This is a genomic window from Streptomyces sp. NPDC006544, from assembly GCF_040611715.1.
Lineage (GTDB): Bacteria > Actinomycetota > Actinomycetes > Streptomycetales > Streptomycetaceae > Streptomyces.
This window is the reverse complement of the sequence record NZ_JBEXOV010000150.1, coordinates 1-12,154: the sequence shown is the minus strand read 5'-3', so window position 1 is coordinate 12,154 and position 12,154 is coordinate 1. Positions and strand designations below refer to the sequence as shown.

The window sequence follows — 12,154 nt, the reverse complement described above, 5'->3', positions numbered from 1 at the left end:
GGCACCCGCACCTGCCGACGGTGCCGGTGGCCACATCCGGTAGCCCGGCTGGGCCGGGGCGTCCGCGCCGTGCGGGAGGACGTGCGGCCGGGGTCAGAGGTCCGCGAGCGCCAGACCGGCCTGCGTGGCGGCGGCCTGGACGGTCTGCTCCAGCAGTACGGCGATGGTCATCGGACCGACGCCGCCGGGCACGGGGGTGATCAGCGAGGCGCGGGCGGCGGCCGACTCGAAGTGGACGTCGCCGACGTTGCCCTCGTTGTAGCCGGCGTCCAGGACGACCGCGCCCGGCTTGATGTCCTCGCCCCGGATGAACTCGGCCTTGCCGACGGCGGCGACCAGCACGTCCGCCTGGCGCACGATGGACGGCAGGTCCACGGTGCGGGAGTGGCAGTAGGTGACGGTGGCGTTCTGCTCCAGCAGCAGCATCCCGGCGGGCTTGCCCAGGATGGCGCTGCGGCCGACGACCACGGCGTGCTTGCCGGTCAGGTCCACGTCGTAGGCGGCGAGGAGGCGCATGATGCCGCCGGGGGTGCAGGAGACGAAGCCGGGCAGTCCGAAGCCCATCGCGGCGAAGGAGTGCATGGTGACCCCGTCGACGTCCTTGCCGGGGGCGATGGCCTCGAACGCGGCGCGCTCGTCGATGTGGTGCGGAACGGGGTGCTGGAGCAGGATGCCGCTGATCTCCGGGTCCTCGGAGAGCGCGGTCAGGGCGGCGACGAGCTCCTCGGTGGTCGTCGCGGCCGGCAGTTCCACGTGGCGGGAGGTGATCCCGGCCTTGGCGCAGCGGTTCTGCTTCATGCGCACGTAGGTGACGGAGGCCGGGTCCTCGCCGACCAGCACGGTGGCGAGACAGGGCGCGGTGCCGGTGCGCTCGGTGATCCGCGCCGCGTGGGCGGCGGTCTGCTCCGAGATGCGGCGGGCGAGGGCGGTGCCGTCCATCAGCCCGGCGGTGCGGGCCGGCTGTTCGGTGTGGGCAGTCGTCATGGGGTCTCCTGAGCGTCGCTGCGGAATCGCGGTTCGCCCAGGCGCGCGGCAGTCGACGTACGGGGAGTACGCCGGGCCGCTCCCCGGTGGTGATCCACCCGAACGCCAGTCACGGCCCGCCGCCCAGTGTAGGCGACCCCCCGGTGGACCCGGCGGGCTGCCCCCGGCGGCCCCCGTGCCGGGCAATCCGGTGGATGAGCCGCTCCCGGCCTGGGACGATCGAGACATGACGCCCACCTTTGACCATCTCGTCGCGGAAGCGGAAGCCGTGTCCGTGGACGGCTGGGACTTCTCCTGGCTCGACGGCCGCGCCGGCGAGCAGCGGCCTTCCTGGGGCTACCAGCGCCTCCTGGGGCAGCGCCTGTCCGGCGTCCGGGCCGCCCTCGACGTCCAGACGGGCGGCGGCGAGGTCCTCGCCGGGGCGGGGCCCCTGCCCCCGCTGATGGTGGCCACCGAGTCGTGGCCGCCGAACATCGACAAGGCGACCCGGCTGCTGCACCCGCTCGGCGCGGTGGTGGTCTCGGACTCCGACGAGCCTCCGCTGCCGTTCGGCGACGAGGCCTTCGACCTCGTCGCCAGCCGGCATCCGGTTACGATTTGGTGGGAGGAGATCGCGCGGGTCCTGCGTCCCGGCGGTACGTACTTCTCCCAGCAGGTCGGTCCGTCGAGCGTCTTCGAGCTGGTCGAGTACTTCCTGGGCCCGCAGCCGGAGGAGGTCCGGCGCGGCCGGCACCCCGACGACGCGGTCGCCGATGCCACGCGGGCCGGCCTGGAAGTGGTCGACTTGCGTTCGGAGCGGCTCCGGACGGAGTTCTACGACATCGGAGCCGTGATCTACTTCCTACGGAAGGTGATCTGGATGGTGCCCGGCTTCACGGTCGGGCAGTACCGGGACCGGTTGCGCGAGCTGCACGAACAGATCGAACGCGATGGCCCGTTCGTCGCGCACACCGCCCGGTTCCTCATCGAGGCCCGCAAAACGGGCTGACAAGAAGGGCGGACGCAGCCACCGCCGATCGGTTGCCCGGTCACAGCGTGGCGCAGGTCACTCAATTCAGCGCGTAACGAATCTACTCGGGCGTGCGATGAACCGACAGGTGTCCTCGTGCGGCTCGGAATACAGACCCCCCTCGGGTCTGTTTCCCGAGTTCGCGCGATGATGTCCCGCCACCCCCTTATATCTGTTCGCAACGAGAGGCTCCTTGTGTCGCTCAGCCCGTCCCGTACGTTCCCCACGGAGATCGCCGAATCCGAGGCCCTGGTCGCGCTTGTCGAGCGTGGCCGCGAGCAGGGTCACATCAACGGTGATGACGTGCGCCAGGCCTTCGAGGCCGGCCGCATCCCGGTGGACCAGTGGAAGCGGGTCCTGCGCAGCCTGAACCAGGTCCTGGACGAGGAGGGTGTCGCGCTGCACGTCAGCGCCGCACCCGCCACGAAGGCTGCCGCCAAGAAGCCGCGCAAGGCGGCCGCTGCCCCGGCTCGCGCCGTCACCAAGAAGGCCGCTGCCGCGCCCCGCCCCATCGGCGCGCGCAAGACGGCCGCCCCTGCCACCGCCGCGGCGATATCCGACCCGTCGGCCTCCGGGACCGAGGAGGAGGTGGCGGCCGAGGCCGCCGCCGCGCCGAAGAAGCGGACGGTCAAGAAGACCGCCGCGAAGAAGACGGCCGTGAAGAAGACGGCCGCGACGAAGAAGGGCGCCAAGGACGGCGACGAGGACGCCGCTCCCGCCGCCGAGGGCGAGGACTGGGCCGCCGAGGACCTCGACGACGACGCCGAGAAGGAGACGCCCAAGACGGGCGGCAGCGCGGGCTTCGTCCTGTCCGACGACGACGAGGACGACGCCCCGGCGCAGACGGTCATGGTCGCCGGCGCCACCGCCGACCCCGTCAAGGACTACCTGAAGCTGATCGGCAAGGTGCCGCTGCTCAACGCCGAGCAGGAGGTCGAGCTCGCCAAGCGCATCGAGGCGGGTCTCTTCTCCGAGTACAAGCTCGAAGAGGAGGAGGACCACAAGCCGGCGTTCAAGCGCGAGCTCGAGATCCTCGTCGAGGACGGCCGCCGCGCGAAGAACCACCTGCTGGAGGCCAACCTCCGCCTCGTGGTCTCCCTCGCCAAGCGCTACACCGGCCGCGGCATGCTCTTCCTGGACCTGATCCAGGAGGGCAACGTCGGTCTGATCCGCGCCGTGGAGAAGTTCGACTACACCAAGGGCTTCAAGTTCTCCACGTATGCGACCTGGTGGATCCGTCAGGCGATCACGCGCGCCATGGCCGACCAGTCGCGCACCATCCGCATCCCCGTCCACATGGTCGAGATCATCAACAAGCTGGCCCGTGTCCAGCGCCAGATGCTCCAGGACCTCGGCCGCGAGCCCACTCCCGAGGAGCTGGGCAAGGAACTCGACATGACCCCCGAGAAGGTCATCGAGGTCCAGAAGTACGGCCGCGAGCCGATCTCCCTGCACACCCCGCTGGGTGAGGAGGGCGACAGCGAGTTCGGCGACCTCATCGAGGACTCCGAGGCGGTCGTCCCGGCCGACGCGGTCTCCTTCACCTTCCTCCAGGAGCAGCTCCAGTCGATCCTGGGCACGCTCTCGGAGCGCGAGGCGGGCGTGGTCTCCATGCGCTACGGCCTCAACGACGGCCAGCCGAAGACCCTCGACGAGATCGGCCGCGTGTACGGGGTCACCCGTGAGCGCATCCGCCAGATCGAGTCGAAGACCATGTCGAAGCTCCGTCACCCGTCGCGTTCGCAGGTGCTGCGCGACTACCTCGACTAGGACCGGGGCCCGCGCCCTCAGGCCAGTCGGAAGACCGGTCCCCGGGGCGTGAACGGCAGGGAGGCGCCCTGCGGAACCAGGAAGGCGTGCTCGCGCCGGATCCGCAGGGTGTCGGTCCACCCGTCCGTGATCACCAGCACCGGTGCCCCGGGCGGGAAGTCCTCCGCCCTCAGCAGCAGGTCGATGCCCGGCTGCAGCGCGGTCCCGCCCCGGCCGCGGATCTTCACCCGGCCCGCGATCTCGGTCGGGGGCAGATAGCCCGCGTCGTACGGCGCCGCGTCGCAGAACACGACGCGTGCCGCCGGAACGTCGCGGGCTTCGGCGTACGAGGCGATGGCGCCGAGCGCCTTGCCGAGCAGGGCGGTGCCCATCGACCCCGAGGTGTCGAGGACCACGCCGAAGGTGCACCGGGCCGTCTCCTCCGCCGGGAAGTACCGGCCCGCACGCGGGATGTCCGGGGTCGAGGCCTGGCGGCGGGCGGGGCGCGCGAAGCTGCGTACCGGCTGCGGCCGCGGCACGTACTCGTCGAACCAGCGGGCCAGGCGCACGTCCCACGGCACCGGAGGGTGGGCCAGCGCCCTGATCTCCTCGACCAGCCCGGCGGGCAGCAGCCCGCGCTCGCCGTGCTCGTGCAGGTCGAAGCCCTGGACCAGACCGCGCCGGTAGAACTCGTCCAGGTCGGTGTACGGTCCGCTCCCCGGGTGCGGCAGCGGCTCACCCAGGATGTCCCCGCGGCCCTTGCCGCGCAGGGTGGCGAGCCGGCGCATCCGGCGCAGGTCGCCGGTGATCCGGTCGTAGACCTCCTCCGCCGAGAGGTCCTTCAGCTCCGGGTCGTACAGCAGCCCCTCGGGCATCTCGCCGACGCCCATCTCGACGAGCCAGCCGTTGACGACGTAGTCGGCGGCCACGTTGTGCAGGTACGGGTCACGGGCTCCGCGGCGTTCGCCGTGGCGCAGGGCGGCGTGCAGCATCTCGTGGGCCAGGATGAACCGCCACTCGCCGTCGGTGAAGGAACGCAGCGGGTTCACGTAGATCTCGCCCGCGCTCGCGCTGACGGCGGCGATGCCGATGCCCTGGGCGCGGGAGAGTTCCGCGTCGGCGACGATCCGCAGACCCGCGGCGAGGCCGCCGAGCAACGGGTAGGAGGAGACGAACCAGTTCAGGGCGCGTTCCCACGGCTGCGGGCGGTGGCCCTCGCGGCCGGCGGCCAGGTCCATGGTGGCCGACACGGACCGGGTGAGGGCATGGGCGAAGCCGGTCTGCCAGTCCGGGGCCGCGTTCCCGTTCCGCCAGGGCACCAGGATCTGGTCGGGGGTGCCGGGGGCGCTCGCGGCGCAGTCCTCGTAGCGGGGCGGGACGCCGCCCTGGCGCCAGGCGCCGGCGAGCTGCTCCTCGTCGCCGCCCGGGTACGCGCCGGGCAGCCGGTCGGGGGCCCGGCCGACGGGGAAGTTCAGCAGGAAGCGGTTGACGACCACGCAGCGGGCGGCGAGGTCGGCGCGGTCGGGCTGCGGCCGGTCCCCCTCCTCGGATGCGGGAACGTGACCGAATCCGAGGTGGAGCAGGCAGTGCGCCAGCGCCCAGGCCCATGCGGCGGGCTCGGCGCGGAGGGTGGGGTGGGAGTGGACCACGCCGTTGGAACTGACCACGGCGAGTCCGGCGGCCGCACAGGAAGCGCACTGGAGACTGCGGCAGAAGGTCGCGGAGACCGCGCCCAGGGCGGGGTTCTGCCGGACTGCGGCCCGCCCGGCCTCGTAGGCGAGGGTGGCCGCGTCGGGCTTGGCCTTGGCCTGCTGCTTGGCAGGCTTCCGCGTGGTCACCGGCGGGCCTCGACCAGCCGGGGCATGTCGCGGGCGGCCTCGATGAGGAACCAGGCGGGCAGGACGGGCAGGCCGTCCGCGTCGTCGGCGATGACGGTCTGGGCGACCTCGACGGAGATCTCGGCGAGCTGCACGAGCAGGGACTTCGCACGGTAGGCGGTCTGCCGGACGCCCGGCGAGACGTGCTCCTTGCGGGCGGGGAGCTCCTTGACGAGGCGGCCCCGGAAGGCCTCGGCGAGGTAGTAGAGCAGGTCGCGGTCCTCCATGCGGGCGGGCCAGGAGGCGTCGCCCTTGATGACGGCCTCGATCCCGAAGCTGTGGCGGACGATCTTGGCGTAGCCGCGGAAGGAGACGGCGTGCGCGGGGGTGAGCGTGCCGTGCGCGAGGACGCCGAGCGTCTGCTCGTCCAGGCCCGGACCGAAGGAGTGCAGGGCGTCGGAGAGCATGTGCCAGGAGCGGGGCGTGGAGAACGGCTCCTCGCTCTTGGGCGGCTGCGACCAGAGGTGGTCGGGGCGGTCGGCGAGGTAGTCGGCGACCCAGGGGTGGATGCCGTTCTCGCCGGCCCAGACCAGCCAGTCGCCGGCGGAGGCCCGCAGGTGGACGTGGGTGAGCCGGTTGACGAGCGCGGAGGCGATGGGCCGGGCCAGCGCGTTGTCGGTGGCCCGGTTGCCGGCGCCGATCACTACGGAGCCGGCGGGCAGTTCGTAGGAACCGATCCGCCGGTCGAGGATCAGCGAGTAGAAGGCCTTCTGCACGTCCGGGCTCGCGGCGTTGAGCTCGTCGAGGAACAGGCAGTACGGCTCGTCGCGGGCGATCGCCTCGGGCGGGCAGAACACCGAACGCCCGTCACGGATCTGCGGAACGCCGATGAGGTCCTCGGGCGCGAGCTGCGTACCGAGCAGGCTGACGCACTCCAGACCCAGGGAATCCGCGAACTTCCGCACGAGCGAGGACTTCCCGATCCCCGGGGCACCCCACAGGAAGACGGGCCGCACGGTGGCGAGCCCGAGGAGCAGTTCGGGGAGCTGGGCGGGGGTGACGGTGACGGCGGCCTGCACGGGTGTGGTCGTCCTCCGGGGAGTGGGTACGCGGCGCGCCCAGTGTGGACGCACCGCGTGTCCTGGAGCACCAGGTTTTCCCCCGCCGGCCTCCGGTTCGCCGCACCGGGCCGCCGGTTCGCGGCGCCCGGCCTCCGGTTCGCGGCACCGGGCCCCCGGTTCGCCGCCGGTTCGGTTCAGGCAGCGGTGTGTTCCAGGAGGTGCTTCAACTTCTCCTCGCCGCGGGGCATCTCCTTGCGGACCATCGGCTTGACCACGAGGGGGACCAGGGCCCTGCCCATGCCGTGGCCCTCGAAGTCGACGGCCAGGGTGACGCGCGAGCGCGTCCCGCCGTCGAGGGGTTCGATGGTGCCCCGCACGTCGGGCCGCACCGGTCCCTCGACGCCGTGGAAGTGCCAGCTCCTCGGCGGGTCGAGTTCCGTGACCTCCATCTTGGTGGGGATCCTGCGCCTGCCGATCCGGCGGGTGACGATGACCCTGGAACCGATGTGGACGGGAAGGTCACCCATCGGAACCGCCGACAGGGCGCTGTCCTGCCACTCGGGCAGGTGCGTGGGGTCCGTCACGTACGCGTAGACGTCCTCGGGCGGGCGGTCGATGTCGATGGTTTTCCTGATCGCGGACATGGCGACCCCTTAGAGCCCCCCTGACGGACCGGTCTCTCCTCCCAAGCTACCGCGCGGCCCCAACCGCCGGCCCGAGCCGTCCCGAGCCGAGCCGACAGCCGCCTTCAAGGTGCCGGGGGCGGGGGCGCGACCCCGGCCGTCGGCAGCGGCGAGGGGACGGGCACCTGGGGTCCGTCCACCTCCCGCAGCCAGTCCCGCAGCACCGCGTGCACCGCCTCCGCGCCCACCAGTTCCGGTCCGGGCTCCGGGTCCGGTTCCGACAGCTCGACCGGCCACATCAGGAACGGGTGCCCCTGCTCCCCGCCCAGGCCGCCGTGGGAGCCGATCTGCTCCTCGAAGGCGTGCACCGCGCCCGTCCGCGGGTCGTACGCCGAGTTCACCATGACGTCGGCCACGTGCGGGAAGGCGTCGGTCCGCCGGACCGCCTGCGCCGCGCCCGGCCCGAAGCGGGCCAGCAGCGCCTCCGCCGCCCCCGGCACGTCCAGCCGCGCCTCGGCCCCGTCCGGGCCCAGCACCACCCCGTCCACCAGCAGGAACCCGATCCCCGGATGGGCCGCCAGCGTCGCCAGCAGCGCCGGGTACGCGCGCTCGATCCGCTCCCTCGACGCCCGGCCGGGCAGGTCCGGGAAGGAGATCAGCCCGAGGTTGCCCGACGCCAGGACCACCGGGTCCGGGCCCCGCCCGGGGCGCACCTCCTCGTCCTCCTCCTCGACCGGCCGGTGCAGGGCGGCCCGTACGGCGGCCCGCGCCTCGGCCCCGCTGCTGGTGCGGCCCGCCCGCCGGGACACCGGCAGTCCGCAGCCCACCCGGACCAGGTCCTTCAGCGTGAGCCCGTACCGGGCCAGGAAGGTCTCCCCCGGGCTCTGGCCGTGGTCCGAGAGCAGCACGATCCGGTACGCGCGGGGCGCGTGCTCGGCGACCCGCGCGACCAGGGCGAGGCTGCGGTCGAGGCGGGCGAGCACCTGTTCGGCGTCCCGGGCGCGCGGGCCCGAGTGGTGGGCGACCTCGTCGTAGGCGACGAGGTCGGCGTAGACGGCGGCGCGCCCGGCCAGCATGTCGCCGATCACGGCCGCGACCACCACGTCCCGCTCCACCACCGTGGCGAAGGCCCTGATCAGCGGATACAGGCCGCCGCGTGCGACGCGCGGCCGGTCCCCGCGCAGGCGGCCGCGTACCGACTGGACGATCTCCCGGCCCACTTCGGCGGTGAAGGACAGGGCGGTGCGGACGGCGTTGGCCGGATCGGAGAAGTACGCGAAGTAGCCCGCGCGGGAGCGGTTGCCGGGCCCCCGGCGCGCGGAGACCGACAGGACCAGGGCCAGTTGTCCGGCGCCGCCGCTGAAGAGGTTGCCGCGGCTGGCGCCGTCGCGGACCAGCAGGCCGCCGTTCCCGGTGCGTTCGACGGCGCGGCGCTGGAGTTCGGCGGCGCTGGTCGGCCGGTTGCAGACCACCACCTCGCCGGTGTCCTTCTCGTACCAGCGGAAGGCCGGGACGTCGAAGTTGGAGCCGTGCAGGATGCCGAGCTGGCTGGCGCCGGTCTGGCTGGACCAGTCGGTCCGCCAGGACCTGATGCGGTGGGTGCGGTCGAGCCATTCGGCCACGGTGGGCATCAGCCCGCTGCCCGCAGCGTGCCGCAGCATTTCGTACCCGACCCCGTCGAGCTGGAGGAAGACCAGGCCGGGCGCGCCTTCGCCGGCGCCCGGCCCGGCGTCCCGCCGCTGGCGGCGACGGCGCCGGTCGGCGAGGCGGTACAGGCGGCGCCGGTAGGCCTCGTCGTCCCGGACGGCGAGTGCGGTGGACGTGGCCGAGGCCACCGCGGACATGACCGCGGCGACGACCACGGCCGTCTCGGGCGCGGCCTCGCCCCGGCCGGCCGGGATCAGGCTGAGGGCTATGAGCAGCAAGGAGCCGTTGAGGAAGAAGACGAGGAGGCCCAGCACGAGGGCCGGTACGAGCAGCAGGGCGCGGACGACGACCGGCCAGACGAGGGCGCTCAGCAGACCGAACGCCCCGGCGCCGATCGCGGCCGTCAGCCCGATCTGCGTGATGCTGTCGTGGTCGTCGCCGACGGCCTGCAGCCGGAAGTCGGGGAGGATGCCGGCCAGGGCGAGCATCGTGAGGGTGGACACGGCCCAGACGAGAACGATCCGCACCAGGGCGCCGCCCGCGCTCCGCCACCGGCCTCGCAACACTCCGCACCCGCCTCACCGCTGTGGCCCGCACCGCACCGCGCCGACGAGCCCCCGTCCCACACTCCCTCCAGGCTCGCACAGCGGTGGTGCCCCGGCCGGATGACACAGGTGGCGCATGTGCGTACGGGGGGTGGCGGGTGTGGGGGGCGGCCGGGGCGAGAGGTCCGGGTGGCGGGGCGGCCGTTACGTGCCGTCGTAGCCCGCGGTCGGCATGGAGAGCCGGCGGTGCACTTCGGCCTTCATCGCGGAGGTGTACCGCGGTTCGTCGAGCCCGGCGGTCTCCAGCCGCACACCGCGCCGTTCGCACTCGGCGGCGAACTCCTCCACGGAGTGCAGCGCCCGATCCAGGACCCGGCGGTTGGCGGCGACGAACAGATCGACCCGGCCGGCGTCGACGTCGTGCCAGAGCCCGCAGTGGTCGGCGCGCAGCCCGTAGACGAGGAGGTGCCTCGTCACCACGTAGCCCCGGCCCGCGGCCCAGCGGGCGCACATGGCCTGCTGGCTCCGGGTGTCGACGGCGAAGGGATCGGCGTCGAGGTCTTCGAGCGGGGCCAGGCTGGCGATCGCGGCCACGCGCAGCTCATCCATGCCGCCCGACCCTACTCCGATTCGCCGTCGGCGAGGAGAGGGGCCCCCGACCTGGTTCCGGGCGGTTGCGCGGGGCAGCCTCTAGGCTCGACCCGAGGCCGGCCCGCGCGGCCGGCGCGGGCGGGCGCGCCATCCGATGCGGGCGGGCGCGCGGCCGATGCGGGCGGCGGACGGGAAGCGGGAGGGGGCACACGTGCCGGTGCAGGTCACCTGGTGGGGTCATGCCACGTGCACGGTCGAGGACTCCGGGGTCCGGCTGCTGACGGACCCGCTGTTCGCGCGGCGCCTCGCGCACCTGCGGCGCCGCCGCGGGGCGCCGCCCCCGCCGGAGGCGGCGGTCGCGGACGCGGTGCTCGTCTCGCACCTGCACTCCGACCACCTGCACCTGCCCTCGCTGGCGCGGCTGGCGCCCGGGACCCGGCTGCTGGTGCCCCGCGGGGCCCGGCGGGCGGTGCCGGGTCTGGCCCGGATCGCGGGGACACGGGGGCTGGCGGTCACGGAGATGTCCCCGGGCGACGAGCTCTCCGTGGCGGGCGGCGGTGCCCGGGAGTCCGCGCGGGACGGCACGGGAGTCCGCGGACCGCTGCGGGTACGGGCGGTCTCCGCGCGCCACGACGGGAGGCGGCTGCCGTTCGGACCGCAGCGAGCGCCCGCGCTCGGGTACGTGGTGGAGGGCGCGTCGCGGACGTACTTCGCCGGGGACACCGGGCTGTTCGACTCGATGGCCGACGAGGTCGGGCCGGTGGACGTGGCCCTGTTGCCGGTGGGCGGCTGGGGCCCGTACCTGGGCCCGGGGCACCTGGACGCGGCGGGCGCGGCGCGGGCCCTGGCCCTGCTGGCGCCCGCGGCGGCGGTCCCGGTGCACTGGGGGACGTACTGGCCGATCGGGATGGACGCGGTGCGGCCGCACGAATTCCACGCGCCGGGCGAGGAGTTCGCCCGGTACGCACGGCTGGAGGCTCCGAAGGTGACGGTACGGGTGCCCGCGCACGGGGAACGGGTGCGACTGCCGTGATCGTGCCCACGGCCCTGTGGCAGCTGGCGGAAACGGCCGGGCAGACCCCCTCCGAGTCCACCCAACAGGCGCTCGGCTACCCGACCTTGTTCGTCCTGGTGGCGCTGGGCGCGCTGGTGCCGGTCATTCCCACGGGCGCGCTGGTGAGCTCGGCCGCCGTGGTGGCGTTCCATCAGGACTCCTTCCCGCTGGGCCTGTTGCTGGTGTTCGCCGTCTCCTCGCTGGCCGCGTTCGTCGGGGACCTGGCTCTCTACTGGCTGGGCCGCCGGGGGGTCCACTCGCGCAACGGCTCGCGCTGGCTGGAGGCCCTGCGCCGGCGGGCCACGCCCGAGCGCCTCGGCCAGGCCCAGCGGAAGCTGGACGAGAACGGCGTCGTGGTGCTGGTGGTCTCCCGGCTGCTCCCGGGCGGGCGCATCCCGGTGATGCTCGCCTGCCTCTTGGCGGAACTCCCCCTGCGCCGCTTCGCCCGCGGTGCCGCCCCGGCCTGCCTGGCGTGGGCGGCGACCTACGGCCTGATCGGCATCCTGGGCGGCTCCCTCTTCTCGGAACCCTGGAAGGGCGTGGCCCTGGCGGTGGCCCTCGCCCTGACCGTCAGCGCGGCCCCGCCCCTCTGGCGGCGCGTACGCCGATGACCCGCCCGGCCCGGGCGCGGAGTCGGACGTCGGTCGGGCCTCCCTTGGACCTCACTCGGACCTCACGTGGACCTCACCCGGGCAGCGGTCGTGCATCAGCGGGCATCAGTCGGACAGTCCGGCCAGGACCGACCGCAGCCGGTCCAGCGAGCCCCGTACGTAGGGCAGTTCGAGGGGATCGGGTGCGGTGAGCGCGGCGAGCCGTTCCTCCGGGGTCGCACCCAGCAGCGGCCCCGTCGACAGCCGGACCCGCAGGGCGACCGGCTCGTCGGCGAACCGCTGGCCGCCGGGGGTCGGTGCGCCGAGCCGCCCGCCCAGCCAGTCCTCCAGTTCCATCGCGTCGCCGACGCCGCTGCGGGCGAGCCCCGCGCGCAGCGGGGTCAGATCGGCGTAGAGGTGACGGCCGGCCCGCGGGGGCCGGGCGAGCGCCCCTGCGGCCAGCAGCTCGCGGTGCGCGGCCGCG

The 12,154-nt window shown here is 73.8% G+C and carries 10 protein-coding genes, 1 pseudogene and 1 riboswitch; of the genes and pseudogenes, 4 read left to right on the top strand and 7 right to left on the bottom strand.

The window, feature by feature from the left end:
* Nucleotides 1-93 precede the first annotated feature (93 nt).
* Nucleotides 94-984, bottom strand: coding sequence for a bifunctional 5,10-methylenetetrahydrofolate dehydrogenase/5,10-methenyltetrahydrofolate cyclohydrolase (locus ABZY44_RS35575; protein WP_356661305.1), 891 nt, complete (start codon nt 982-984; stop codon nt 94-96).
* Between the two features lie 28 nt (nt 985-1,012).
* Nucleotides 1,013-1,107, bottom strand: a riboswitch (ZMP/ZTP riboswitch).
* Between the two features lie 103 nt (nt 1,108-1,210).
* Between ABZY44_RS35575 and ABZY44_RS35570 the strand changes: the two genes are divergently transcribed.
* Together ABZY44_RS35570 and ABZY44_RS35565 are read left to right on the top strand one after the other, a co-directional pair.
* Nucleotides 1,211-1,972 (top strand): class I SAM-dependent methyltransferase, encoded by a 762-nt coding sequence (locus tag ABZY44_RS35570; protein WP_356661303.1) that lies wholly within the window; start codon nt 1,211-1,213, stop codon nt 1,970-1,972.
* A gap of 216 nt (nt 1,973-2,188) precedes the next feature.
* Complete coding sequence (locus ABZY44_RS35565; protein ID WP_356661301.1) at nt 2,189-3,763, top strand: RNA polymerase sigma factor; 1,575 nt, start codon at nt 2,189-2,191, stop codon at nt 3,761-3,763.
* A 17-nt stretch (nt 3,764-3,780) separates the two neighbouring features.
* On the opposite strand, the gene ABZY44_RS35560 is transcribed toward ABZY44_RS35565, so the two are convergent.
* From ABZY44_RS35560 to ABZY44_RS35540, 5 genes are all read right to left on the bottom strand, one after another.
* On the bottom strand, nt 3,781-5,580 hold the full coding sequence (locus ABZY44_RS35560; protein WP_356661299.1) for a hypothetical protein: 1,800 nt from the start codon (nt 5,578-5,580) through the stop codon (nt 3,781-3,783).
* On the bottom strand, nt 5,577-6,638 hold the full coding sequence (locus ABZY44_RS35555) for a MoxR family ATPase (protein ID WP_356661297.1): 1,062 nt from the start codon (nt 6,636-6,638) through the stop codon (nt 5,577-5,579). The genes ABZY44_RS35560 and ABZY44_RS35555 overlap by 4 nt, the downstream gene beginning before the upstream one ends.
* 176 nt (nt 6,639-6,814) lie before the next feature.
* Nucleotides 6,815-7,264 (bottom strand): SRPBCC family protein, encoded by a 450-nt coding sequence (locus tag ABZY44_RS35550; RefSeq protein ID WP_356661295.1) that lies wholly within the window; start codon nt 7,262-7,264, stop codon nt 6,815-6,817.
* Between the two features lie 104 nt (nt 7,265-7,368).
* Complete coding sequence (locus tag ABZY44_RS35545; protein ID WP_356661293.1) at nt 7,369-9,456, bottom strand: phage holin family protein; 2,088 nt, start codon at nt 9,454-9,456, stop codon at nt 7,369-7,371.
* Nucleotides 9,457-9,639: 183 nt separating this feature from the next.
* Nucleotides 9,640-10,044: a hypothetical protein gene (locus tag ABZY44_RS35540; protein WP_356661291.1), complete on the bottom strand. Its 405-nt coding sequence runs from the start codon at nt 10,042-10,044 to the stop codon at nt 9,640-9,642.
* A 193-nt stretch (nt 10,045-10,237) separates the two neighbouring features.
* Here ABZY44_RS35540 and ABZY44_RS35535 point away from each other — a divergent pair, with 193 nt between their 5' ends.
* Both ABZY44_RS35535 and ABZY44_RS35530 read left to right on the top strand, forming a co-directional pair.
* A complete protein-coding gene (locus ABZY44_RS35535) occupies nt 10,238-11,059 on the top strand; it encodes an MBL fold metallo-hydrolase (protein ID WP_356661289.1) in 822 nt (273 codons plus the stop codon).
* Complete coding sequence (locus ABZY44_RS35530) at nt 11,056-11,691, top strand: VTT domain-containing protein (RefSeq protein WP_356661287.1); 636 nt, start codon at nt 11,056-11,058, stop codon at nt 11,689-11,691. Before ABZY44_RS35535 ends, ABZY44_RS35530 begins: the two co-directional genes overlap by 4 nt.
* Nucleotides 11,692-11,796: 105 nt before the next feature.
* On the opposite strand, the pseudogene ABZY44_RS35525 reads toward ABZY44_RS35530, so the two are convergent.
* A pseudogene (locus tag ABZY44_RS35525) lies at nt 11,797-12,154 on the bottom strand (pyridoxal phosphate-dependent aminotransferase); the annotation flags it as partial.